This window comes from Amycolatopsis sp. VS8301801F10, from assembly GCF_046195355.1.
Taxonomy (GTDB): domain Bacteria; phylum Actinomycetota; class Actinomycetes; order Mycobacteriales; family Pseudonocardiaceae; genus Amycolatopsis.
Map to the genome: position 1 here is coordinate 2823579 of NZ_CP176065.1, position 22135 is coordinate 2845713.

Genomic DNA, 22135 nt, shown 5'->3' on the forward strand with positions numbered 1-22135 from the left:
GGCTGGCCGAGGCGTCAGTGAGCCCGAGGTAGCGATCGCGGCCTGAACTCAGGCCAGCGGGATAGGCTGGTGAAGTGCTGAAAGGCTTGCTCGTCGACTACGCCGGAGTGCTTACCGACCCGGACGCCGCGTTGCTCTACGAATACCTCCGCGACGTCCGCGCGAACGGCACCCGCACCGCGTTGGTCTCGAATGCGCCGGGAGCCGCGCCGGGGGCGAAAACCGAGCTGGCGCAATACTTTGACGCTCTCGTCTTCTCCGGCGAGGTCGGCGTGGCCAAGCCGAATCGCGAGATCTACCTCGTCGCGGCCGAGCGGATCGGGCTGGCCGCGCCCAGCTGCGTGTTCGTGGACGACGCCGAGCGGAACGTGCGCGGGGCCGTCGCCGCGGGCATGGTCGGCGTGCATCACCGCACTGTCGCCGAAACTCTCGACGAACTGGCGGCGTTGTTCAGCTGACGCCGCGCCGCACGAGTTCGAACGACAGCACCGCGGCCGCGGCGGAGACGTTCAGCGATTCGACGTCGCCGGGCATCGGGATCGACAGCCACTCCGTCACCAGCTCAGCCACCGCCTCGCCGACGCCTTCCGTTTCGCCGCCCAGCACGAACGCGGACCGCTGCGGCAGTTCCGCGTCGAATATCGACGTCGACGCCGCGGCACCCAGCGCGAACAGGCTGTATCCGGCCTCCACCAGCATTTCCGCCGCTTCGCGCGCCGAGCCGCAGCGCAGTACCGGTGCCCGGAAGGCAACGCCCGCCGAGGATTTGACCACCATCGGGTCCAGCGCGGCGACCCCCCGGCGCGGCACGATCACGCCGGACAGTCCGGCGGCCGTCGCGGTGCGCAGGATCATGCCGACGTTGGCCGGGGTGGTGATGCCGTCGAGGAGCAGCAGCCGGGCGGGCGGACGGCGGTCGTCGAGGGCCGCGGCGAGGGCGCGCATGCGCGGCGCGACGACGTCGGCCAGTACGCCCTGGTCCTGTTTTCCGTTGCCGGCCAGCACTTTCACCCGGTGCGCGCTCGCCCGCTGCACCGGCACCCCGGCGGCTTTCGCGGCGCGCTGGATCTCCGCGGCGGCGGGGCCGCGCGCGGTGTCGGCGAGGATCACCTTGTCCACGCGCAGGTCCGGATCGCCCAGCGCCTCCAGCACGGGCTTGCGCCCGTAAACGGTCAGGAAGCGGTCTTTCGGCGAACCCGCCAGCTCATCACCCACACCGGTCAGTCTCGCATTGTGTAAGGATCGGCTCATGCCCGACCGCCTGTCCGCGCTGGACGCCTCGTTCCTGTACGTCGAGGACCAGACGACGCCGATGCACGTCGGGGGCGTGGCGATCTTCGAACGGCCGTCGTCCGGATTCACCTACGAGCAGGTGCTCGACCTCGTCGGCGCGCGGCTGGCGTTCCTGCCCCGCTACCGCCAGCGCGTGCTCGGCGTGCCGGGGCACCTCGCGCGCCCGGTGTGGGTGGACGACGTCGACTTCGACCTGAACTACCACGTCCGCCGCTCCGCGCTGCCCCAGCCGGGCAGCGACGACCAGCTGTTCGACCTGGTCGCGCGGCTGATGTCGCGGCGGCTCGCGCCGGAACGCCCGCTGTGGGAGGCGTATTTCGTCGAGGGGCTGGCCGGCGACCGGGTCGCGATGGTGACGAAAACGCACCAGTCCGTTGTGGACGGTGTCGGCACGATCGACCTCGGCCAGCTGATCCTCGACGAGGTTCCCGAACCGCCCGAGCCGTTCGAGGACTTGTGGACGCCGCGGCGCGAGCCGAGCCGCGCGCAACTGGTCCTCGACGCGATGAGCGAGACCGTGCAACGGCCCGGCGAGCTGATCGAGAACGTGCGCTCGATCGCCGGCGACGCGGTGACCACGGTGAGCAAGGCCGTCGAGACGCTCGGTGATGTCGCGGCGACGATCACCCGTCCCGCACCGCCGGGGCCGTTGAACGTCCGGGTGTCCGGCGGCCGCGTGTTCTCGGTCGTGCGCACGCGGCTGGAGGATTACCGCAAGATCCGCGCGGACCACGGCGGCACGGTCAACGACGTCATCCTCGCCGCGATCACCGGCGCGCTGCGGGAATGGCTGCTGTCGCGCGGGGAGAACCTCACGCCGACCGAGACCGTGCGGGCGCTCGTGCCGATGGCGGTCGCCGACGCCGAAACCGCCGAGTTCGCCACGCCCGCGCTGGTCGGCAACCAGGTCGCGGCGTACCTGATCGACCTGCCGGTCGGCGAGCCGAGCGCGGTGCTGCGGCTGCAGCACATCGGCCACGCGATGGCCGAGCACCTGAATTCGGGAAGATCCGTGGCCGCGCGCGGGTTGCTGAAGGTGAGCGGCTTCGCGCCGGCGACGCTGCATTCGCTCGGCGCGCGGGCGGGCGGATCGCTGTCCGGGCGGATTTTCAACCTGATGATCACGAATTCGCCGGGGCCGCAGGTGCCGATGTACGCCGGAGAGGCGAGACTGGTGGAGATGTTCCCGGTGATGCCGCTGATGCGCACGCAGGCGCTGGCGATCGGGGTCACCTCCTACCACGGCGGTGTCTACTTCGGACTCAACGGCGACCGCAAGGCCGCGTTCGACGTCGGGCTGCTCGGCGGGATGATCGAAGAAGCGCTTGAAGAGCTGAAGGGTGCGCACTGGTGAGGGTTTATCTGCCCGCGACGATCGCGATGCTGCGAGACCTGGAGGCCAATGGCGAGTTCCGCGCTCGCAGCGGCACCGGTTTCGCGCTGACGCCCGCCCTGCGCGAGGCGTACGCGAGCGGTTCCGACGAGGAACTGGAATACGCGGCTTTGCTGGACGCGGCGCGGGCTTCGCTGCGCCTGATCGCGGCTGAGGAAAAGGCCGAACCGCGGCGGGCGGTGGTGTCGGTGGACGTCGACGACGCGACCCTGCGGCCGGACCTGGACGCGGCCGTCGTGCGCCTCGCCGGCCCGGTGCCGAAGTCCCAGATCGCGGCGATCCACGTGGACGCGGCCGAGGCGGAGGAGGCGGTGGCGGCCGCTGCGGCGGTGATCGACGCCGCTGATCTGGGGGATGAGGACGCTGAGTTCACGCTCGGTGACGCGGAAGACCACGAGCTGGCGTGGTACGCGCCGCAGGAGCTGCCGTTCCTGCTCGAACTGCTGTAGCGGCACGTCAGCCGCCGGTGAGGATGCCGATCTCGGCTGGGGCGGGAGCCTCGACGGTGACCGGGGAGTTCCAGTCCGTGTAGTGCGCCTTGACCGTGGCGACGCCCGTCTGCCCGGTGGCCTGCATGACCGGCGTCAGGTCCAGTACCAGCTGCATCGGCCGGTGCTGCGCGTCCAGCCAGAGGTCGAACGGGACCGTCTTGCCGCGGTCGCCTAGCCGGGTCAGCGCTTCGGCGGGCAGGCCGCCGGGCAGTTCGGAGCCGAGTTTCGCCAGGTCGACGGTCAGGTGGTAGTGCTCGGCCGGGGCTCCGTCGAGGGTGGTTTCCTCGCTGGAGGTCACCGTCCCCGCCGTGCGGACCTGGGCCAGCGTGCGTGCCGGGTCGTTCTGCTCGGCCAGTTGCGCCAGGCTGCCGCCCAGCACCTGGGAGAGCGGATCGGTGCCGTCCGGCGACACCTTCACCCACGCCTTGTGGTCGGTGACCTGGTCCCGCGCGCTTTCCGGGACCTTCGCGTACAGCGTCTTGTCGACCAAGCGCAGTTCGAACGGCTCGCCGACGTAGTCCGTCGTCATCGACAGCGCCGTCCCGGCGGGGTCGAATTTCGCTTGGCCCTGGCCGTGCGACACGTGCGTGCCGGTGGTGACGTCAGCGGTGAACTTCGCGGTGTGCCCGGCCAAGGTCGCCGCGGAAGCAGCGTCCGCGAGCGCGCGGGCGTCGGTGAAGCGCTGCGGTTCCGGGGTGCTGGAACAACCCGCCGAGGCGAGCGCCAGCAGCGCGGCGGCACCCGCCACGGCCGTCCTGCGCATCCGAAAACCCTCTCTGACCGGCCGTAAGGTGCTTCAAGCCAAGCACAACGGGCGACGGCGACCCGTTCGGGGGAACGCTTGCTACCGGCAGTAGCGCACAAAAACGGGCCCCGAGCCGGAGTGGCTCGGGGCCCGCGAAAAGCTCCGGGGGTCAGCGCCCCATCTTCTTCATGATCTCGCCGAAGTCGGCGACCTGGTCGGCGGGCGGCGCGGCCACGTCGACCGGCTTGCCCCAGTCGGTGTACTTGACGGTGATCTTGCCGCCCGCGGCGGCCGCGGCCGGAGAGCCGGTCGACGCGCCGAGCTGCTTCATCATCTCGGACTGGTCCATGATGATCTGCACCGGGAGCTGGTCCTTGTCGATCCAGATCTCGGCCGGGATCTTGATGTTCTTGCCCTCGAGCATCTTCTTCATCTGGGACTGGACCTCGGCGGGCATGCCCTTGGCGTAGGTCTCGATGGATTTGCTGACGTCCAGCTCCACCTTGTAGTGGTTGACCTTCTCCCCGTTCAGCTCCACCTGGTCGGCCGAGACGATCTGGCCGGTCTTCGAGACCTGGTCGAGGATCTGGGTCGGGTCGCTCTGCTGGGTCGACTGCGCCATGGTCTTGCTGAACGTCTGCGACAGCGGGTCGCTGGCGTCCGGCGAGATCTTCAGCCACGCCTTGTCGGTGCCCATCTGCTTGGCCTGCGAGGCCGGGACCTTCATGTAGAGGGTCTTGTCGACGTAGCGCATTTCGGTGGGGCCCTGGGGGCTCTCCATCGTCATGGCCATGGCCGAGTTCTCGCCGTCGAAGCGCATCGAGCCTTCGGCCTTGCCCTGGCCGGCCATGTCCATCGACATCTTCGCCGACTTGGCCTTCTCCGTACCCTGCTTGGCCGCGTCGGCCAGCTTGAGCGCGTCGCTGAACGGCGAGGCCAGGCCGGACCCGCCGTCCTTGGACTGGCCGGCCTGGCCCGCCGGAGCCGCGGTGCCGTTCTCGGCGCTCGAGCCGCAGCCCGTCAGCACCAGCGCCAGCGCCGCACCGGCGGCGACGGCGAACGTCGTGGTCTTGCGCATGGTTCTCCCCCTAGGAAGGAATCGGTCTTGCACCTGCGTTGTCGCCGGGCGGCCTCGAGCCGCGTCCTTGCGGTCCGGCGCGCGGGCCACTGACGGGGTGACTCCGCGAGGTTGCTTCTGTGACGCCGTCCGGCGGGAAAAGGTTCCCTCCGGACGGAGGAATTTTCCTCCGGTTCGTCCCCGCCGGGGCACTCGCCCCCCGTATCGGCGGGGGCCGCGCGAAGTTACCGTTTCCAGGTCACGATTCGGGACGAATTTCCCCGCCGCCGCCCGCCCGGGACACCAGCAGCCTGCGCAGCGAGGCCAGCCGTTCCGCTCCGGCGTTGCCGTCGGCGACCACGTCGTCCAGCGCGCAGTCCGGGTCCTCGGGCGGGCCGAGGTGGCCGCAGTTCGGCGGGCATTCCTCGGCGGCCTCGGCGAACTCCTCGAAGGCGTTCACGATGTCGTCCGCGGTCACGTGCGCGAGCCCGAACGACCGGACGCCGGGCGTGTCGACCACCCAGCCGCCGCCGGCCAGCGGCAACGCCACCGCGGCGACCGAGGTGTGCCGCCCCTTGCCGACCGAGCTGACGTCGCCGGTCGCCAGTTCGGCGGCGGGCACGAGCCGGTTCACTAATGTCGACTTGCCGACTCCGGAGTGCCCGACGAGGGCGGTGATCCTGCCGCCGAGGCGTTCGCGCAGGCCCTCGGGTTCCTCGTCGTGCCGGGTGACGACGGCGGGAACGTCCAGGCCCGCGTAGCCGGCCAGCAGCGAATCCGGGCTGGCGAGGTCGGCTTTCGTCAGGCACAGCACGGGTTCCAGGCCGCCCGCGTAGCACGCGACGAGGCAGCGGTCGATGAATCCGGGCCGGGGAGGGGGGTCGGCCAGCGAGGTGACGATCAGCAGTTGCGCGGCGTTGGCGACGACCACGCGTTCGTACGGGTCGGTGTCGTCGGCGGTGCGGCGCAGCACGCTGGTGCGCTCGTCGACGCGGACGATCCGGGCGAGCGTGTCCGGCTTGCCCGACACGTCGCCGACCAGCGCGACCCGGTCCCCGACGACCACCGAGACGCGGCCCATTTCGCGGGCCCGCATGGCCATCACGACGCGGTCCGGATCGGCGTCGACCGCGCAGGTCCAGCGGCCGCGGTCCTTGCCGATCACCATCGCGGCGACCGCGTCGGCGTGCTCGGGCCTGCGCTTGCTGCGTGGCCTGGTGCCCTTGCCGGGACGCACCCGCACGTCGGATTCGTCCAGCCGCCTCCAGTCGCCTCGCCCCAAGCCGCCCACGTCCTCCCGGTCGCTCTTTGCCTGGTCGAATGATCCCATGCCGGTCGCGCCGCGCCCGGTTTGCGTGCGACCATGGCGCTCGAGGCAGTCGGAGGAGGTTGGCATGTGCGGCCGTTACGCCGCGACGAAAGACCCGGCGAAGCTGGTCGAGGAGTTCGCCGCGGTCGACCTGACCGAGGGCCGGGCGCGAGTGGACCACAACGTCGCGCCGACCAAGAACGTCGTGACCGTGGTGCAGCGGCATCCCCGTGACGCCGACGGCCTGGTCCTCGAGGACGAGCCCGCGGAACGCTCGCTGCGGATCATGCGGTGGGGCCTGGTTCCGTTCTGGGCCAAGGATCCTTCGGTGGGTTCGCGGATGATCAACACCCGCGCGGAAACCGCGAAGGAGAAGCCGGCGTTCAAGCGCGCGCTGGCGTCGCGGCGCTGCCTGGTTCCCGCCGACGGCTGGTTCGAGTGGCGGCGCACGGGCAAGGAGAAGGAGCCGTTCTACATGACGGATCCCTCCGGGAAATCGCTCGCCTTCGGCGGAATCTGGGAAAGCTGGCGGCCGAAGGACGACGCGGACGCCGAACCGCTGATCACCTTCTCGATCCTGACGACCGACGCGGCGGGCCAGCTCACCGACGTCCACCACCGGATGCCGCTGATCGTGCCGCGCGGCAACTGGGCGGGCTGGCTCGACCCGGACCGGTCCGAAGTGGACGAACTGATGACGCCGACGCCGCCCGACCTCGTCGAATCGCTGGAGCTGCGGCCGGTGTCGAGCCTGGTGAACAACGTCCGCAACAACGGCCCCGAGCTGCTGCGCCGCGCGGAAACCGAGCAGCCCGTCGACTCGCTGTTCGACGTGCCATGACCACGCTCGAGATCGACACCGAACACGGACTCGCGCGAGCCGAACTGCACTGCGCGCCCGACGGCGACGCGGTGCTGCTGCTCGGCCACGGCGCGGGCGGCGGCATCGGGGCGAAGGATCTCGTAGCGGTGGCCCAGGCGGCGAAGGCGGCCGGGATGCATGTGGCGCTGGTGGAACAGCCGTACCGGGTGGCCGGCCGGCGGGCTCCGGCTCCGGCCAAGCAGCTGGACACGGCGTGGCTGACGGTGGCGGACGAGATTTCCGCGCGGTTCGACGACTTGCCGCTGGTGTTCGGGGGTCGGTCCTCGGGAGCCCGGGTGGCCTGCCGGACGGCTTCGGCCGGGCAAGCCGTCGCGGTGCTGTGCTTGGCTTTTCCGGAGCATCCGCCGGGGAAGCCGGAGAAGTCGCGGCAGGCCGAGCTGGACGCGGTCGAGGTGCCCGCGCTGGTGATCCAGGGGGAGCGGGATCCGTTCGGGCGGCCTTCGGCGGCTCCGCACCACGAGGTCGTCGTGGTGGCGGGGGACCATACGCTGTCGGCGGATTTGGACGCGGTGGCGCGGGCCGCCGCGGAGTGGTTGCGACGGGTGGTCCGGCCGCATCTGTGACGGTGCTGGCTGTGGATAGTTCTTGAAGGCATTTCCGCTGGTCAGGGTTCTTTCATCGGAGTTGTCCACAACTTGGGTGGCCTGTGGGCAACTGGCGCGGAGGCCGGGTCCGGGGCGCGCGTGCCGGGTAGGCTGGGCAGCGGAGTCAGGACTTGAGGTACCAATCTTCGGCGATGTGCATGATCGCGGGCGCGTCCGGCCGGTAGGCCCGCCAGCCCGGGTCGCCGTTCGTGACGTAGGAGACCCAGGCCGCGTGGGTGCGGGCGGCCAATGCGGGATCCGGTCGTTCCATGCCGAGCAGGCCCGGCTGGCCGTAGAGGCCCGGCAGCGCGGTGTGGTCGAACACGAACGGCAGCTCGACGCAGTGGCACGCTCCCAGCGGATGGTCCGGCCCGGGCGGGGGCCAGGCGAATTCGTAGACGTGGGTGGGGTTTCCGGCGCTGCTGTGCGCGTCCGCGAGGAGCCGGTTGCTCGCTGCGTACGCCTCGGTCATCAAGCGCGCGGCCAGCTCGGCGGGGGACGCGCCGGGGTGCCGCTCGCGGACGCGGGCGACGGCCGCGGCGGGGTCCGGGAACCGGCGAGCCGCCGCGGCGTGCAGGCCGGCGTCGTCCAGGTTCGCGGTGTACAGGTTCGCCTCGTCGGCGTTCGTGCCGATCAGGAGGCTGACCGGGGCTGTGTTCCCGGCCGCGGGCTGGGCCGGCAGGGTCTCCGCGTCCAGGACTGGCTTGTACGCGCTGGTGCCCAGCGACGTATCGCGGAATCCGGCGATCGCCGCCGCTGGCATCGCGGCCGGTGCGGCGACCAGCCGCTCGTCGGACAGCTCGCTCAGCGCGGCCGCGGTGGGTGCCACGCCGAGCGCGTCGGCCGTCGCGCGCGTGATCAGGTCTGCCTTTTCGACGGGGAAGGCGCATTCGCCGCTGCCGCTCTGGCTGATCGCCCGGTGGAACAAGCCCTCGGCGCCCGGGTTCACGAGCAGGGCGGAGACCAGCATGGCTCCAGCGGACTGCCCGGCGACCGTGACGTTGCCGGGGTCGCCGCCGAACGCCGCGATGTTCTCGGCGACCCAGCGCAGAGCCGCTAGTGCGTCGAGCAGCCCGCGGTTGGCCGGGGCGTCCGGAAGCCGCAACCACCCGGTCACCCCGAGGCGGTACTGCACCGTGACGAGGACGACGCCGTCGCGCGCGAAGGTGTCGCCGTCGTAAAGCTCGGACTGTCCCGTGCCCGCGGTGAACCCGCCGCCGTGGAAGAAGACCAGCACGGGCAGGCCGCTGGTCCCCGGATCGGGCGTGCTGACTGTCACGGACAGGTAGTCCGCGCCGGGAACCCAGCCGGAACCCAGCACCGGACGAAGGTCGACGCCACCGAAATCCCGCCGCGCGGCCGGAGCGGTCGGACCCGGCCGGGTGGCGTCGCGCACGCCGTCCCAGCGCGGTGCCAGTGCGGGTGCTTGGAACCGGGTGGGGCCGGACATCGGTGCGGCGTAAGGAATGGCGCGAAACGTGTGCACTCCGTTCGCCGCGGTGCCTCGGACTCGTCCGGAGGCAGTGGAAACGACGGTCATGCGGGGGACTCCCATCGGGTGACGGTGAGCTGGGGGCAGCGTGTGGTTGGTGCTGGGCGCGGTGGTCATGCGTTGGCCCTTTGAGTGGCGGCGGACTGAGTTGCAGCGGCGCGCGTCGGGGTTTCGGGGAAGCGGCTGTGGCTGGGTTTGGTGGAGGGGAGTGGGCTGCCGAGGAGCAGCGTCTGGTCGGTGCGGGAAACGACGGTCATGCGTCGATCCCCCATCGAGTGACGGTGAATTTCGATCCCTCCCGGGCAATCTCGGCCGCTGGTGCGGAGCCGATGTGGGCGGGGAAGACCAGCGCGTGCTCGTCGGCGGCTTGGCCCAGCAGGCGGTGCCGGGTCGTGGCGGCCAGGGGTGGGTCTTCGCAGAAGCAGCTGTTGAGGTCGGGTTCGGCGAATTGCAGCGGGTGGTGCAGCAGGTCGCCGACGAACAGTGCGCGGTCGGTGCCGGAACGCACGGTCAGCACGCACGACCCGGGCGTGTGTCCGGGGGCCGGTTCCAGGCGGAGGGCGGAGTCGATGTCGTAGCTGTCCTCCCACAGCCGCGCCTGTCCACTGTGGACGATCGGGGCGACGCTGTCGGCGAAGACGTTCTCGTTCGTGTGGGCCATTTTCGGCCGATGCGGGCCGGCTGGGTTCCAGAAATCGTGGTCGGCGCGGGGCAGCAGGTACGTCGCGTTCGGGAAGGTCGGGCGCCATTCGCCGTTGTCGAGGCGGGTGTTCCAGCCGACGTGGTCGGCGTGCAGGTGGGTGTTCACGACGATGTCGACGTCTTCGGGGGCGACGCCCGCCGCGGCCAGCCGGTCCAGGAAGCCGGTGCGCAACTGGTGGAACGCTGGGGTTCCGGGGCGGTCCTTGCGGTCGCCGGCTCCGGTGTCGACCAGGATCGTGGCGCCTTCGCTGCGCAGCACCCAGGTTTGCACGCAGGTGCGCAGCAGCCCGGACTCGCGGTCCCAGGAATCCGCGGGCAGCCGGGATTCGTGCTCTTGCCACGTTCCTTCGGCGAGGCCGGGGAACATCGCTTCGGGCGGGCGGGTGGTTCCTTCGTACTCCAGGACGCGGGTCGCGGTCACGGAGCCCAAGGCGATCGTGGCGGTCAAGCAGCTCTCCCTCCAAACCAGGCTTGGTTGACTGGTTCCTGCGAAACTTCATCATAGAACGCCGTATTCATTCAACCAGAACAAGAATACGCCTGATTCAGTCAGCATCCAGCTTAGGTAGGCTGCTGCCGAACCTGAAGGAGGCGACGGTGGCCGACGACGGCGTCCTGGACGGCATCGACCTCGACCTGGTCGCCGCGCTGCAGCACGCGCCTCGCGCGCCGTTCGACGTGCTGGCCCGCGTCCTGGACAGTTCGGCGCGCACAGTCGGGCGGCGCTACGGCCGGATGCTCGATGACGGCCTGTTGCGCGTCATCTGCGAGGTCGACTGGTCGCTGCTCGCCGAGGGACCGCCCGCGCACGTCTGGCTCGGCACCGAACCCGGTCGCGCTCGCGAGGTGGCAGAGGCGCTGGTGCGGCGCGACGACACCACGCACGTCGCGCTCGCCGCGGGCCGTGGCGAGGTTTATGCGGTGGTCCACGGGATGACCCGCGCCGCGGCGGCCCGCGCGTTGGTTGACGAGATCCCCGCGATGCCCGGCATCCGCTCGGTGCGTACGGAGTCGGCGCTACGTCGGCTCACCAGCTCCGCGGCGTGGCGGTTGCGGAGGCTGACCCGTGAGCAAGAGGAGATGCTCGCCGGGACCGCGGTGGAGGAATCCGGCGCCGAGCTAGGCCCGCTGGAGCGCGAGGTCGCGGCGGTGTTGCGCGACGACGCCCGGACGCCGTACTCGGACGTGGCGCGTGTGCTCGACATTTCCGAATCCCGCGCTCGCCGGGTCGCGACCGCGATGTTCGGTTCCGGACTGTTGCGGCCTCGCGTCGAGATCGAGCCGGGAAAGCTCGGCTACCGGGTCGAGGCCGTCATCGGCATTTCCTGCCCGCCGTCCGCGACGGCCCGCCTCGGTGCCGCGATCGCCGCGCATCCGACCACTCGGTACCTCGCGCTCACCGCGGCGTCGTCCACCTTCGTCTACGACGGCGTCTTCCGCGGCGAAGCCGACCTGGCCGACTTCGTCAGCGGCGGTTTCCCCGGCAGCGACGACGTCACCGCTGTCGAGTGCACCCTCCAGCTCGAGGTCCTGAAACGCTATTGGCGCGCGACCGCCTGATCGGAGGTCGTGCCAGGGTGGTTCCCATGCCGGCCAACGACTACGACACTTTCGGCGAGGCCTACGCGATCGAGACCGAGCACAGCCTCATCAACGCCTACTACACCCGCCCGGCGATTCTCGATCTCGCTGGCGACGTGAGCGGCCGGAAGATCCTCGACGCGGGCTGCGGCGCCGGACCGCTGTTCGCCTCGCTGCGGGACCGCGGCGCGCAGGTGAGCGGCTTCGATTTCAGCGCCACCATGGTCGACCTGGCCCGGAAAAGGCTTGGCGAGGACGCGGACCTCCGGGTGGCCGACCTCAGCCAGCCGCTGCCCTACGCCGACCAGGAGTTCGACGACGTCATCGTGGCGTTGGTGCTGCACTACCTGCAGGACTGGACCGCCCCGCTGGCCGAACTGCGGCGGATCCTCCGGCCCGGCGGACGGCTGATCCTGGCCGTGAATCACCCGCACATCTACAAATTCGTCCGCCCCGAGGGAAACTACTTCGCCGTCGAGCAATGGTCCGAGGAATACACCTTCAACGGCCAAAAGGGCGTGCTCGCGTACTGGCACCGCCCGCTGCACGCGATGACCGACGCGTTCACCCAAGCCGGGTTCCGCGTGTCGGTGCTCAGCGAGCCCTATCCGGCCGAGGGGGCGAAGGAGAAGTTCCCCGACGAAATGCAGGGCAAGGAAGCTTTCCTCTGCTTCCTGTTCTTCGTGCTCGAAGCCGGTTAACCCGCCGCGATCGCGGCCACCACCGCACCGGTCAGCCGGACCAGCTCGGCCGGGTCCAGTTCCACCTCGAGGCCGCGCCGTCCGCCGGAGCAGAACATCGTCGGGTAGTCCAGCGCCGAACCGTCCAGCACGACCGGCAGGCGGCTGCGGTGGCCGAGCGGCGAGATCCCGCCGAGCACGTATCCGGTGGCCCGCTGGGCCGCCGCCGGATCGGCCATTTTCGCCTTCTTGCCCCCGGCCGCCGCGGCCAGCGCCTTCAAGTCCAGCTGGCCGGTGACCGGCACCACGCCGACGACGAGTTTCCCGTCCACGTCCGCGACCAGCGTTTTGAACACCCGCCCTGGCTCCAGGCCCAGCGCTTCCACTGCCTCGAGGCCGAACGACTCCGCGCGGGGATCGTGGTCGTAGGTGTGCACGGTGTGCGCGACCTTCTGCTTCTGCAGCAGCGCCGTCGCCGGAGTGCCCTTGCCCGCCATGCGAGCGAGTCTACGAAGCGGCCGGGAATGCCCGGTCGGCACGCTCTGTTGTAGACATCGTGACCACGACGCTCGCCATTCCCCGCCCCGGCAGGAGCCGTCCCGGGACCGGCTTCGGCAACCCCCGCGTAAACTCGGTGCTGCCGTATGCGCAGACGCGCATCGACGCCGAACGGGAAGGGAACGGTTTGCCGAGCACCCCCAACTCCGCGCCGGAGACGGCGGCCGACGAACTGGAGCTCGCGGAGCGCTTCGAGCGCGACGCGATGCCCCTGCTCGACCAGCTATACGCGGCCGCGATGCGGATGACCCGCAACCCGTCCGACGCCGAGGACCTGGTCCAGGAAACCTACCTGAAGGCGTACGCGGCGTTCGCGTCCTTCAAGGCGGGAACGAACCTCAAGGCGTGGATGTACCGCATCCTCACCAACACCTACATCAACGGCTATCGCAAACGTCAGCGGCAGCCGGTGCAGCAGCCCACGGACGAGATCAGCGACTGGCAGATCGCCCGGGCGGAAAGCCACACCTCGGGCGGTCTTCGCTCGGCCGAGGTCGAGGCGATGGACAATCTCCCGGACACCGACGTCAAGGCCGCTTTGCAGAAGCTGCCCGAGGAGTTCCGGCTCGCGGTCTACCTCGCCGACGTCGAGGGCTTCGCGTACAAGGAGATCGCCGAGATCATGGACACTCCGATCGGCACCGTGATGTCCAGGCTGCACCGCGGCCGCGCCCAGCTGCGCGACCTGCTGGCCGACGTCGCGCGCGAGCGCGGCTTCATCCGGGGGACCCGCGAGGAGGTGGCGAAACGATGAGCTCGGAAGACGTGCCGGCGGAGAAGATGCCCTGCGAGGACGCGCTCGCGGAGATCTACCTGCTGCTGGACCGCGAATGCAGTCCGGAGCGGGACGCCGAGCTGCGCAGGCACATCGAGGACTGCCCGCCGTGCCTCGAGGAATACGGCATCGACGAGCAGATCAAGCACCTGCTGGCCCGCAAGTGCGGCGGCGACCTCGCCCCGGCCGAGCTGAAGAGCAGGCTGCGCGCCTCCATCCGGCAGACCGTCGCCACGCAGGGCGGCGTCACCATAGAGCGCACTGAGCGCACTGAGCGCACCGAGATCACCGTGGAACAGCGCACCACCAGCGACTGAGCCCCGCTCACGACAACGGCCCCCGTACCGGTTCCGGTGCGGGGGCCGTGTCACGTCCGGGCGCGGACTCAGGCGTTGGGCTTCTTGCCGTGGTTGGCGCCGTTCTTCTTGCGGTCGCGACGCTTGCGGGCGCGCTTCGACATGTTCTCTCCTCGGGTGTCCGCTGAATGTCCCGGGGCGGGGTTCGACACACCGACCGGGAACGGGTCAACCGTTCCAGTGTGTCATGCGGCCCCCGCGCTCCTCGGCGGCACCCGCGCCTACGCTCTGGTTGGATGGACTCAGGAGGTGCGCAGGCATGAACGAACCCACCGCATTCGAGGGCGGCCGGTAGCCGTGTCGACCCTTTCCGACCTGCTCGCCGAGAACACCGGCCTCCCCGGCGAAGCGGCCGACCACCTGCAGACCGTCGTCGCGGAGTGGCAGCTGCTGGCCGACCTTTCGTTCGCCGACTTCCTGCTCTGGGTTCCGGTTTCCGCCGAGCACCAGCCCGACGGCGGCGATTTCGTGTGCGTCGCGCACGCCCGGCCGACGACCGCGCCCACCGCGCATCCCGAGGACGTCGTCGGCACCCGGTTCACCGTGGACGAGCACCCGCAGCTGGCCAAGGCCATGCGCGAGGTCAAGATCTGCCGCGAGGAAGACCCGCACTGGTACCGCGACCTGCCGATGCGCCGCGAAGCGGTGCCGGTGAGCTTCGGCGGCGAGGTGATCGCCGTGCTGAGCCGCGAGACCAACCTCGCCGCGCCGCGCGTGCCGAGCCCGCTGGAGATCGCGTACCTGGGCAGCGCGGGCGACCTGTGCCAGATGATCGTGGACGGCACCTTCCCGCCCGCCGGCGGCAACCAGACCGACACGCACACCAGCCCGCGCGTCGGCGACGGTCTCGTCCGGCTCGACCAGGCCGGCACCGTCGTGTTCGCCAGCCCGAACGGCCTGTCCGCCTACCACCGGATGGGGCACGAATCCGACCTCGTCGGGCAGCGGCTGGCCCCGCTCACCCGGTCGCTGATCCGCGACCCGTTCGACGCCACCGAGGTGTCGCACCGGATCATCGAGGCCCTCGACGGCAAGCCGTCCACCCGCACCGAGGCCGATTCGAAGCGGGGCGCGGTCGTGCTCTTCCGTGCGCTGCCGCTGCGCCCGGCCGGACAGCCCGCGGGCGCGTTGGTGCTGGTCCGCGACGTCACCGAGGTCAAGCGCCGCGACCGCGCGCTGATGTCGAAGGACGCCACGATCCGCGAGATCCACCACCGGGTGAAGAACAACCTGCAGACCGTCGCCGCGCTGCTGCGGCTGCAGTCGCGGCGCACCACGAGCGAAGAGGCCCGGCTGGCGCTGGGCGAATCGGTGCGCCGGGTGTCGTCGATCGCGATGGTGCACGAGGCGCTGTCGATCTCCGTCGACGAGCGGGTCGACCTGGACAAACTGCTCGACAACGTGCTCCCGATGGTTGGCGAGGTCGCCACCGCGGAATCGAAGGTCGGGATGAGCCGCACGGGTTCGTTCGGCGTGGTCGTGGCCGAGATCGCGACGCCGCTGGTGATGGTGCTCGCCGAACTGGTGCAGAACGCGATCGAGCACGCGTTCCCGCAGGGGCGGCCGGGCAAGGTCGAGCTGATCGTGGAGCGGTCGGCGCGCTGGCTGGACATCCTGATCCGAGACAACGGCCGGGGCCTGCCGTCCGGGTTCTCACTGGAACGCAGCGACGGGCTGGGGCTGCAGATCGTGCGGACGCTGGTGGAATCGGAGCTGCGCGGGTCGCTTTCGCTGCGCCAGGTCCGGACCGACGAGGCGGGCAACCGGGTGCCTGGCACTGAAGCCGCGCTGCGGATTCCGTTGTCGCGGCGGCTCTAGAAATCGACCCGTTCTCCGACGGTGACCGGATGGCCGGCTACGTGAAGGGCCGGCACGAGCAGTACCCGGAGAAGGTCCATCGGGTTTTGCTGGACGGCGGAGTCCATCCGGACGGAAGAACTCTTTGCCGCGCAAGGCTTTTCGCCTGCCCGTAACTTCCAGCGCAGGGAACATCCACTTGGGACAGTCGGCGAGTCGGCGCTCCCGAACGGATTCCGGACCGATGGGGGGGGGCGACCCCGCTGGCCGCGAACGCGTGGCAGAACAAGTTCACCAGCCACCCGCTCCAGTGCGAGATCAGTTTTCTGCTACCGGAAACCGCGGACTGGCCAGCACGGTCGTCGCGGGCTGCCGCCGAACACGGGTACGACCAAGCCAGCCTCCCCGTTGATTCGGCGAGAGCTTCCGGAGCCCCCCGGGCTTTTCGAGCGCGCCGGGTTCACCCCGAAGATGCGCTGGGTGCGCGAAGTCTGAGTGTCCACATCGGACTCCAGACACGGTGAAGGGCCGGTACCAGTCAAGCGTGGCGGTACCGGCCCGTTCAACGTTCCGCGGGAGGACTGGGATAGTCCTGGGCGAGGCGGCACCCGGATGCGGGGTGGCCGACCTCGGTTGTTACGCTCGTACCGGGTATGTGTCGCCATGTGCGGCACGGGCACGCGAATGCCCGCCGGGCGAAAGTCCGGTCCGAGGTGGTGCAGCTGATTCTGGGTGCTACAGCTGAGTCGAAAGACTCAGGCGGTGGTACGCGTGCCGATGTGCGTACGGCGGCGCTTGAGCGCGCGTCGCTCGTCTTCGCTCATTCCGCCCCAGACGCCGGCGTCCTGGCCGCTGGCCAGAGCCCAGGCCAGGCAGTCGGAAGCCGCGGGGCAGCGGTGGCACACGGCCTTCGCCTCGGAGACCTGCAACAGAGCCGGACCGCTGGTTCCCACCGGGAAGAACAGCTCGGGGTCCTCGTCTCGGCAGGCCGCGTCGTGGCGCCAGTCCATGTTCGTGAGCTCCTTCACAGTGACGCGGGAGGGCCGCGCCACAGTAGTGGCGGTCGTGTTTTTGGGTGCTTGTGAATGCTTTCACGAAGCACCGCGTTCGACAAGGGTTTCGACAAGATCGGTGAGTCAGCTCACCCGGCCGAGCTATGCCTCTGACCTGCGGTTTCGTTCTGAAAAGCTCCGCTCGCCGGAAGGGTCGTGCGGTGAACGGAGGGTTTGCGTCGCCGAGCGGCAGAACGCACTTTGCCGCGGGCGATCAGCGGTCGCCGGGCTATCCGACTACGGTGAGTGCATCCGGGACGCTCTGGAACTCGACCCGGGTGCGTTGTCCGACGAGGTCACCGTCGACCTGGAAGTTGACCGGTTCAGCTGCGTCGATGCGGATCAGAGGCACATCGTCGCGGCGGAGCAGACGGCGGCCGTGCTGATCGCTCTCCGTGAGCAGAGCTTGCCGTACATGCGTGAACACGGTGGGCAATCGCAGACCGCTCAACGCGAACAGGCCCAATCCGGTCTCGAACGAGCATCCCGGGTTGAGGTGGACCGGGCGTTCCCCGAGGTAAGTCCACGGATCGGTGTTGGACACGAACGCCGTCACCGCCTCGGCCGGTTCCTCGCCCGGGATCCGGACGGTGAGCGTCGGCCGCCCGAGCGGCGGGCGGAAGTAGGAGCGCACCGCGGCCCGCAGATACAGGCCCGCGCTGGTTTGCTTGCCGCGCCGTTTCGCGACGCGGCCGACGACGTCGGCGTCCCAGCCGAGGCCCGCGTTGAAGGTGAACCAGTGCCCGTCGGCCAGTCCGAGGCCGATCCGCCGGGTCCGTTCGGTTTCCAGCGCGGTGAGCAATTGGTGGGTCGCCTCGACCGGATCGGCGGGAAGGCCGACCGCGCGGGCGAACACGTTGGCCGAGCCGCCCGGCACGACGCCGAGCATCGGAACGGACCCGGAGCGTCCGGGAGCGCCCGCGGAATCGGCGAGGAGGCCGTTGACGACCTCGTTGACCGTGCCGTCGCCGCCGTGCGCCACCACCAGGTCGTAGCCGTCGCGCGCCGCCGAACGGGCCACCGCGAGCGCGTGCCCGCGGTAGTCGGTCTCGACGACGTCGAGCTTCACCTGGCTGGCCAGCGCGTGCGCCAGCACGTCCCGGCCGCCCGCGGTGGTCGAGGTGGCCTGGGGGTTCACGACGAGGATGGCGCGCACTACCGCAGGGTAAGTGCTTTTCGCCCGGCGGACGTACCTCCAGCGCCACATGGTGACGCGAAGCTCAGCCGCTTGCGCACGCCGTCCTGTCCCGGTGACCTGTGGCAACCCTGTGGCGGGCGGTCCTCCTTCGCAGACGGCGAAAACTCCGCGCGTCGTGACAAGTGCACCCGGGCCGACCGCCCGCTCATCGACGACTGCCCCGATTTTCTCTTCGGCCGCCGCCCCGGGAAAACGGCCGACCGGGTGGCATACGATCAGTAGTGCTCACGCACGGTGACTCGCGCTGGTCGGGTGGCTGTGCGCGCCCCGCACGTTCCCCCGCCCCGCAGCTGAAAGGGCAGCGCCCGTGTCGCATCCCGAGAACCCTCCGCCCACCCCGTTCGAGGTCCGCCTCGCCGGCGTCCTGACCGGACTGCCCGGGCTGGGCCTGCTGGTCCTCGGCGTGGTGCTGCTCGTGCACGGACTGTCGACCCCGCCGATCCCGGGCAACAACGTGTGGGCCGAGTTCGGCACGTACGCGGTGCTGGCGCTGATCTTCCTCGCCGCCTCGGTCGGGCTGCTGCTCGGGCAGACGTGGGCGCGTTCGCCGGGCGTCGTCGTCGCGCTGATGCTGATCGGGGTCGGCTGGTACCTCCTCGGGCCGTCCGGACAGCCGCTGTGGGGCGTGCCGATCGGGCTGTGCGGGCTGGCCGCTCTGGTGCTGTTGTTCCGCCGTCCCTCGCGGGCGTGGGCGCTCGGAATGCACGACGGCGAAACCGAGGAAGAAGCCGCCGAACGCGGTGGTCTCGCGGGACGGCGGGCCGAGCGGGAGCGGCGCGAACAGGACTGAGCGACAGTGACGTCACGTCATGGCGGGCAGGTGACGCGGCGGCACTGGTAGCGGCACCCCTCAGCCGATGGAATCGGGACTGCGCAACCGAATGCGCCCGAATTCCGAAGAGGGGGACCCATGAGGAGACTGCGTCTCGTCGTGACCAGCACCGCGGTCGTGTGCGGGCTGCTCGCCGCGGCGTTGCCGGCAGCGGCGGACACCGCCCGGGTCCCGGCCCGCTACACCGGCCAAACCCTGGACTGGCACGCCTGCGCGCCGGACGAGCTGGCCGATCTGCCGCCGGGCACCGATATCGCGGGGCTGGAATGCGCCACGTATCGCACGCCGCGGGACTGGGACCGGCCGGGCGACGGACAGGACCTGACCATCGCGATCAGCAGGCTCAAGTCCACCGGCACCACGACCGCTTCGGTGCTCACCAACCCGGGCGGCCCGGGCGGTCCCGGCCGCTGGTTCCCGGTCGAACTGCGCGGCCAGCGCAAACTGCGCGAGCATCAGGAAATCATCGGCATCGACACCCGCGGCACCGGCCGCAGCACTAACGTCACCTGCGGCGGCGCGGCCAGCACGGGGGCCGATCTCGACCCGCGCGACCGGGATCCGCGCAATCTGAACCAGATCGTCGACGCGACCCGGTACCTCGCGACCGCCTGCCATCAGGCCGCCGGCGAGCTGGGGGAGCTGATCAGCACCTTCCAGAACGTCCGGGACCTCGACCTGCTGCGCACCCTGCTCGGCCGGGACCGGATCAACTGGATCGGGTACTCGGCGGGCACCTGGCTCGGCGCGCACTACGCCCAGCAGTTCCCGCGGCACACCGGCCGGTTCGTGCTCGATTCCTCGACCCAGTTCACCGGCAGCTGGCAGCAGTCGTTCGACTATCAGCCGCTGGGCTACGAACGCCGCTGGCGGCAGGATTTCCTGCCCTGGCTGGCCCGCTCCGACGCCAAGTACCACTTCGGCGCCAGCGGCGAGGCGGCCCGGCAAACCTACGAGAGCGTCCGGTACGCGCTGACCCGCGAGCCGGTCGAGGTGAACGGCACGAAGATCGGCGCGGTCAAGCTGGATTCGTTCCTCGTCGGCGCGCTCAAGGCCAAGAGCCAGTTCCCGGCGATCGCCGCGGTGCTGGTCCAGGTCAAAACGCTGACCGACGCGCGGGCTTCGGCCGAGGCCAAGCAGGACGCTCGCGCGAAGCTCGGCAAGACGTTGTCCGAGGCGAAGAAGACCGGTCCGATGGGCGTCGCGGCCCAGGCCGGTGCGGACGACGCGATGGTGTCGACGTTGATCACGACCCTGTGCAACGACGGGCCGTGGAAGGGCGACCGGCAGTCGCTGATCCGCCGGTCGCAGGAGTACCTCGACCGTGGGATCACCCTGCACAGCTCGCTGTGGATGGGGCTCCAGGTCTGCGCGTTCTGGCCGGGCCAGACCCGGCCGAGGCCGGTGCTGGACGGCAAGGGCGTGCCGCCGGTGGTGCTCGTCCAGTCCGAGCACGACCCGGCCACGCCGATCGAGGGCGCGCGGAAGGCGCATGCCGCTTTCCAGAACTCGCGGATGCTGACCGTGACCGGGGAAGGCGACCACGGGATTTACGGGATTGGCGGTAACCAGGCGGTGGACGAGGTGGTCGACAAGTATCTGGTCGACGGGGTGGTGCCGCGGGACCAGAGCCTGCCGGGGCTGCCGTTGCCGTAAAAGACCGCATGAGTGCTGATCACGGGGAGAACCGTGGTCAGCACTCACGCCTCTTTGGCCAGCACCTTCAACGGCTCGTCCGTCAGCCGGTACACCGACCACTCGTCCTGCGGCAGCGCGCCCAGCGCCCGGTAGAACCCGACCGCCGGGTTCCAGTTCAGCACCGACCACTCCAGCCGGTGGTAGCCCTTCTCCACGCATTCCGCGGCCAGCGTCGCCAGCAGTACCTTGCCGAGGCCCGAACCGCGCTGTTCCTCGCGCACGTACAGGTCTTCCAGATAGATCCCGTGCGTGCCGCGCCAGGTCGAGAAGTTCAAGAACCACAAGGTGAATCCGGCGATCTCACCGTCCACTTCGGCCACGTGCCCGAACAGCGCCGGGGACTCGCCGAACAGCGCGCCGTGCAGCTGCTCGGAAGTCAGATGGCATTCCTGCGGAGCGCGTTCGTACTCGGCCAGCGCGTAGACGAGCTCCACGACGGCGTCGACGTCTTCCGGCCGGATCCGCCGTACGCGGGGGTCGGTCACTTCATCCCTCCAACGCGGGCAGCAGGTTCAGGTGCTCGATCTGCGGTTCGCCGCGCTCGTCGCCGAGCACCGCGAGCCCGGCCGGGTCCAGTCCGAAGTGGACACCCGAGGCGCCGGGAAGGCCGAGCCAGCGCGCGACGAGCACGCGGCTGAAGTGCCCGTGCCCGACCAGGACGACGTCGCCGTTCTCGATCTCGCGGCGGGCTCGGTCGAGCACCTTGTCCGCGCGTGCCTGCACGTCCGCCGCGCTTTCGCCGCCGGGCACCGGATGGGTCCACACCGTCCAGTCCGGAACCGTCTCGCGGATTTCCGGCGTGGTGACGCCTTCGTAATCGCCGTAGTCCCATTCGGCCAGGTCCTCGGTGACCTCGTCCACGCGCAGGCCGGCGAGTTCCGCCGTCCGCAGCGCGCGGCCGCGCGGGCTGGACAGCACCAGCCCGGGTCCGCCGAGCAGGGTCCGCAGGGTGCCGCCCGCCGCGCGCGCCTGTTCCTCGCCCGCCGGGGTCAGCGGGATGTCGGTGCGCCCGGTGTGCTTGCCGTTCGACGACCATTCGGTCTGGCCGTGCCGGAGAAGAAAGAGCCGATGTGCCACGCGGCCGAATATAGCCGGGGCGGGTTTGCCCGGCAGGCTCGTCGTGTGCTTGGCTACTGGGGAGTAACTTCACCTGGGAGGTGCCGATGGGTACGCCGTCGACGTACGGGCTGTGGCGCAAGCTGGCCGGCAAACCGGGCGGCAAGCAGCTGTTTTCCGCCGCGATGTGCCTGCGCGTGCCCTACTTCGGCACCGTGCTGCCCAGCATCCGGGAGATCCGTCCCGGCCACTGCTCGGTGACCGCGCCGAAGTGGTGGGGTGTGCACAACCACATCCGCACGTTCCACGCGATCGCCGCCTGCAACCTCGCCGAGATCGCGATGGGCATGCTGGCCGAGGCCACTGTCCCGGCCACGCACCGGTGGCTGCCCAAGGGCATGGAAGTGAGTTACGTCGCGAAAGCCGGAACGGGGCTGCGGGCGATCGCCGAATTGCCGGAGATCCCCGAGTTCGGAGACAAGGGATTCGATCTTCCGGTCCCGGTGCGGATCGTGGACGCGCGCGGGACCGAGGTGGTCACCGCGACGATCACGGTGTGGGTCACTCCCCGGAAAGCCGCCTGACCGGCGAAAGCCGGACGTC

26 protein-coding genes are annotated in these 22135 nt (G+C 70.2%); 14 read left to right on the forward strand and 12 right to left on the reverse strand.

Annotation, left to right across the window (positions count from 1 at the left end; all coding sequences use genetic code 11):
* Positions 1–74 precede the first annotated feature (74 nt).
* Positions 75–458, forward strand: coding sequence for an HAD-IA family hydrolase (locus F9C11_RS13620; RefSeq protein ID WP_409185225.1), 384 nt, complete (start codon positions 75–77; stop codon positions 456–458).
* On the opposite strand, the gene F9C11_RS13625 is transcribed toward F9C11_RS13620, so the two are convergent.
* On the reverse strand, positions 451–1215 hold the full coding sequence (locus F9C11_RS13625) for a TrmH family RNA methyltransferase (protein ID WP_409185226.1): 765 nt from the start codon (positions 1213–1215) through the stop codon (positions 451–453). The two genes, F9C11_RS13620 and F9C11_RS13625, sit on opposite strands and share 8 nt — an antisense overlap.
* 34 nt (positions 1216–1249) lie before the next feature.
* Here F9C11_RS13625 and F9C11_RS13630 point away from each other — a divergent pair, with 34 nt between their 5' ends.
* On the forward strand, positions 1250–2647 hold the full coding sequence (locus F9C11_RS13630; RefSeq protein WP_409185227.1) for a WS/DGAT/MGAT family O-acyltransferase: 1398 nt from the start codon (positions 1250–1252) through the stop codon (positions 2645–2647).
* Entirely contained in the window at positions 2644–3135 is a 492-nt protein-coding gene (locus F9C11_RS13635) for a DUF6912 family protein (protein ID WP_409185228.1), read from the forward strand. Before F9C11_RS13630 ends, F9C11_RS13635 begins: the two co-directional genes overlap by 4 nt.
* Positions 3136–3142: 7 nt before the next feature.
* Here the strand turns inward: F9C11_RS13635 and F9C11_RS13640 are convergent, their stop codons facing one another.
* The 3 genes from F9C11_RS13640 to rsgA form a co-directional block, all read right to left on the reverse strand.
* Positions 3143–3940: a hypothetical protein gene (locus F9C11_RS13640; RefSeq protein WP_409185229.1), complete on the reverse strand. Its 798-nt coding sequence runs from the start codon at positions 3938–3940 to the stop codon at positions 3143–3145.
* A 151-nt stretch (positions 3941–4091) separates the two neighbouring features.
* A complete protein-coding gene (locus F9C11_RS13645; protein ID WP_409185230.1) occupies positions 4092–5000 on the reverse strand; it encodes a hypothetical protein in 909 nt (302 codons plus the stop codon).
* Positions 5001–5238: 238 nt separating this feature from the next.
* Entirely contained in the window at positions 5239–6261 is a 1023-nt protein-coding gene (gene rsgA, locus F9C11_RS13650) for a ribosome small subunit-dependent GTPase A (protein ID WP_409186900.1), read from the reverse strand.
* 112 nt (positions 6262–6373) lie between these two features.
* Here rsgA and F9C11_RS13655 point away from each other — a divergent pair, with 112 nt between their 5' ends.
* Both F9C11_RS13655 and F9C11_RS13660 read left to right on the forward strand, forming a co-directional pair.
* The gene (locus tag F9C11_RS13655) at positions 6374–7129 is read left to right on the forward strand and encodes an SOS response-associated peptidase (protein WP_409185231.1); all 756 of its coding nucleotides are present in this window, start codon (positions 6374–6376) and stop codon (positions 7127–7129) included.
* The gene (locus F9C11_RS13660; RefSeq protein ID WP_409185232.1) at positions 7126–7734 is read left to right on the forward strand and encodes an alpha/beta family hydrolase; all 609 of its coding nucleotides are present in this window, start codon (positions 7126–7128) and stop codon (positions 7732–7734) included. Before F9C11_RS13655 ends, F9C11_RS13660 begins: the two co-directional genes overlap by 4 nt.
* A gap of 145 nt (positions 7735–7879) precedes the next feature.
* On the opposite strand, the gene F9C11_RS13665 is transcribed toward F9C11_RS13660, so the two are convergent.
* Together F9C11_RS13665 and F9C11_RS13670 are read right to left on the reverse strand one after the other, a co-directional pair.
* Positions 7880–9310: a carboxylesterase/lipase family protein gene (locus F9C11_RS13665; protein ID WP_409185233.1), complete on the reverse strand. Its 1431-nt coding sequence runs from the start codon at positions 9308–9310 to the stop codon at positions 7880–7882.
* A 190-nt stretch (positions 9311–9500) separates the two neighbouring features.
* A complete protein-coding gene (locus F9C11_RS13670; protein ID WP_409185234.1) occupies positions 9501–10397 on the reverse strand; it encodes an MBL fold metallo-hydrolase in 897 nt (298 codons plus the stop codon).
* 149 nt (positions 10398–10546) lie between these two features.
* Here F9C11_RS13670 and F9C11_RS13675 point away from each other — a divergent pair, with 149 nt between their 5' ends.
* Positions 10547–11509 (forward strand): Lrp/AsnC family transcriptional regulator, encoded by a 963-nt coding sequence (locus F9C11_RS13675; RefSeq protein WP_409185235.1) that lies wholly within the window; start codon positions 10547–10549, stop codon positions 11507–11509.
* Positions 11510–11535: 26 nt separating this feature from the next.
* Positions 11536–12231, forward strand: a complete 696-nt coding sequence (locus F9C11_RS13680) for a class I SAM-dependent methyltransferase (protein ID WP_409185236.1) — start codon at positions 11536–11538, stop codon at positions 12229–12231.
* On the opposite strand, the gene ybaK is transcribed toward F9C11_RS13680, so the two are convergent.
* A complete protein-coding gene (gene ybaK, locus F9C11_RS13685; protein WP_409185237.1) occupies positions 12228–12707 on the reverse strand; it encodes a Cys-tRNA(Pro) deacylase in 480 nt (159 codons plus the stop codon). The genes F9C11_RS13680 and ybaK overlap by 4 nt on opposite strands.
* 188 nt (positions 12708–12895) lie before the next feature.
* On the opposite strand from ybaK, the gene F9C11_RS13690 reads away from it, so the two are divergent.
* Positions 12896–13522 carry a sigma-70 family RNA polymerase sigma factor gene (locus tag F9C11_RS13690; protein WP_409186901.1) on the forward strand — a complete coding sequence of 209 codons (627 nt, stop codon included), beginning with the start codon at positions 12896–12898 and terminating at the stop codon, positions 13520–13522.
* The gene (gene rsrA, locus F9C11_RS13695; RefSeq protein ID WP_409185238.1) at positions 13519–13860 is read left to right on the forward strand and encodes a mycothiol system anti-sigma-R factor; all 342 of its coding nucleotides are present in this window, start codon (positions 13519–13521) and stop codon (positions 13858–13860) included. The genes F9C11_RS13690 and rsrA overlap by 4 nt, the downstream gene beginning before the upstream one ends.
* A gap of 68 nt (positions 13861–13928) precedes the next feature.
* Here rsrA and F9C11_RS13700 read toward each other — a convergent pair whose 3' ends face one another.
* Positions 13929–14003, reverse strand: a complete 75-nt coding sequence (locus F9C11_RS13700; RefSeq protein ID WP_098515123.1) for a 50S ribosomal protein bL37 — start codon at positions 14001–14003, stop codon at positions 13929–13931.
* Positions 14004–14196: 193 nt separating this feature from the next.
* Here F9C11_RS13700 and F9C11_RS13705 point away from each other — a divergent pair, with 193 nt between their 5' ends.
* Together F9C11_RS13705 and F9C11_RS13710 are read left to right on the forward strand one after the other, a co-directional pair.
* Positions 14197–15717 (forward strand): sensor histidine kinase, encoded by a 1521-nt coding sequence (locus F9C11_RS13705; RefSeq protein WP_409185239.1) that lies wholly within the window; start codon positions 14197–14199, stop codon positions 15715–15717.
* A 29-nt stretch (positions 15718–15746) separates the two neighbouring features.
* Positions 15747–15872, forward strand: coding sequence for a hypothetical protein (locus F9C11_RS13710; protein ID WP_409185240.1), 126 nt, complete (start codon positions 15747–15749; stop codon positions 15870–15872).
* Positions 15873–16451: 579 nt separating this feature from the next.
* On the opposite strand, the gene F9C11_RS13715 is transcribed toward F9C11_RS13710, so the two are convergent.
* Both F9C11_RS13715 and F9C11_RS13720 read right to left on the reverse strand, forming a co-directional pair.
* Positions 16452–16706, reverse strand: coding sequence for a WhiB family transcriptional regulator (locus F9C11_RS13715; protein ID WP_009082948.1), 255 nt, complete (start codon positions 16704–16706; stop codon positions 16452–16454).
* Between the two features lie 271 nt (positions 16707–16977).
* Positions 16978–17904 carry a diacylglycerol/lipid kinase family protein gene (locus tag F9C11_RS13720; RefSeq protein ID WP_409185241.1) on the reverse strand — a complete coding sequence of 309 codons (927 nt, stop codon included), beginning with the start codon at positions 17902–17904 and terminating at the stop codon, positions 16978–16980.
* A gap of 349 nt (positions 17905–18253) precedes the next feature.
* Between F9C11_RS13720 and F9C11_RS13725 the strand changes: the two genes are divergently transcribed.
* Positions 18254–18736: a hypothetical protein gene (locus F9C11_RS13725; RefSeq protein WP_409185242.1), complete on the forward strand. Its 483-nt coding sequence runs from the start codon at positions 18254–18256 to the stop codon at positions 18734–18736.
* Positions 18737–18856: 120 nt separating this feature from the next.
* Positions 18857–20434 carry an alpha/beta hydrolase gene (locus tag F9C11_RS13730; RefSeq protein ID WP_409185243.1) on the forward strand — a complete coding sequence of 526 codons (1578 nt, stop codon included), beginning with the start codon at positions 18857–18859 and terminating at the stop codon, positions 20432–20434.
* A gap of 44 nt (positions 20435–20478) precedes the next feature.
* On the opposite strand, the gene F9C11_RS13735 is transcribed toward F9C11_RS13730, so the two are convergent.
* Both F9C11_RS13735 and F9C11_RS13740 read right to left on the reverse strand, forming a co-directional pair.
* Positions 20479–20961, reverse strand: coding sequence for a GNAT family N-acetyltransferase (locus F9C11_RS13735; protein ID WP_037355555.1), 483 nt, complete (start codon positions 20959–20961; stop codon positions 20479–20481).
* A 1-nt stretch (position 20962) separates the two neighbouring features.
* A complete protein-coding gene (locus tag F9C11_RS13740; RefSeq protein WP_409185244.1) occupies positions 20963–21553 on the reverse strand; it encodes an acid phosphatase in 591 nt (196 codons plus the stop codon).
* Between the two features lie 86 nt (positions 21554–21639).
* On the opposite strand from F9C11_RS13740, the gene F9C11_RS13745 reads away from it, so the two are divergent.
* The gene (locus tag F9C11_RS13745; protein WP_409185245.1) at positions 21640–22116 is read left to right on the forward strand and encodes a hotdog fold domain-containing protein; all 477 of its coding nucleotides are present in this window, start codon (positions 21640–21642) and stop codon (positions 22114–22116) included.
* The last annotated feature ends 19 nt before the right edge of the window (positions 22117–22135 follow it).

Excerpts from the sequence above, each read along its gene's own strand:
- F9C11_RS13730 (WP_409185243.1), top strand. The coding sequence starts at position 18,857 with ATGAGGAGACTGCGTCTCGTCGTGACCAGCACCGCGGTCGTGTGCGGG.
- F9C11_RS13630 (WP_409185227.1), top strand. The coding sequence starts at position 1,250 with ATGCCCGACCGCCTGTCCGCGCTGGACGCCTCGTTCCTGTACGTCGAG.
- F9C11_RS13665 (WP_409185233.1), bottom strand. The coding sequence starts at position 9,310 with ATGGGAGTCCCCCGCATGACCGTCGTTTCCACTGCCTCCGGACGAGTC.
- F9C11_RS13745 (WP_409185245.1), top strand. The coding sequence starts at position 21,640 with ATGGGTACGCCGTCGACGTACGGGCTGTGGCGCAAGCTGGCCGGCAAA.
- rsrA (WP_409185238.1), top strand. The coding sequence starts at position 13,519 with ATGAGCTCGGAAGACGTGCCGGCGGAGAAGATGCCCTGCGAGGACGCG.
- F9C11_RS13660 (WP_409185232.1), top strand. The coding sequence starts at position 7,126 with ATGACCACGCTCGAGATCGACACCGAACACGGACTCGCGCGAGCCGAA.
- F9C11_RS13715 (WP_009082948.1), bottom strand. The coding sequence starts at position 16,706 with ATGGACTGGCGCCACGACGCGGCCTGCCGAGACGAGGACCCCGAGCTG.
- F9C11_RS13680 (WP_409185236.1), top strand. The coding sequence starts at position 11,536 with ATGCCGGCCAACGACTACGACACTTTCGGCGAGGCCTACGCGATCGAG.
- F9C11_RS13710 (WP_409185240.1), top strand. The coding sequence starts at position 15,747 with ATGGCCGGCTACGTGAAGGGCCGGCACGAGCAGTACCCGGAGAAGGTC.
- F9C11_RS13645 (WP_409185230.1), bottom strand. The coding sequence starts at position 5,000 with ATGCGCAAGACCACGACGTTCGCCGTCGCCGCCGGTGCGGCGCTGGCG.
- ybaK (WP_409185237.1), bottom strand. The coding sequence starts at position 12,707 with ATGGCGGGCAAGGGCACTCCGGCGACGGCGCTGCTGCAGAAGCAGAAG.
- F9C11_RS13655 (WP_409185231.1), top strand. The coding sequence starts at position 6,374 with ATGTGCGGCCGTTACGCCGCGACGAAAGACCCGGCGAAGCTGGTCGAG.
- F9C11_RS13640 (WP_409185229.1), bottom strand. The coding sequence starts at position 3,940 with ATGCGCAGGACGGCCGTGGCGGGTGCCGCCGCGCTGCTGGCGCTCGCC.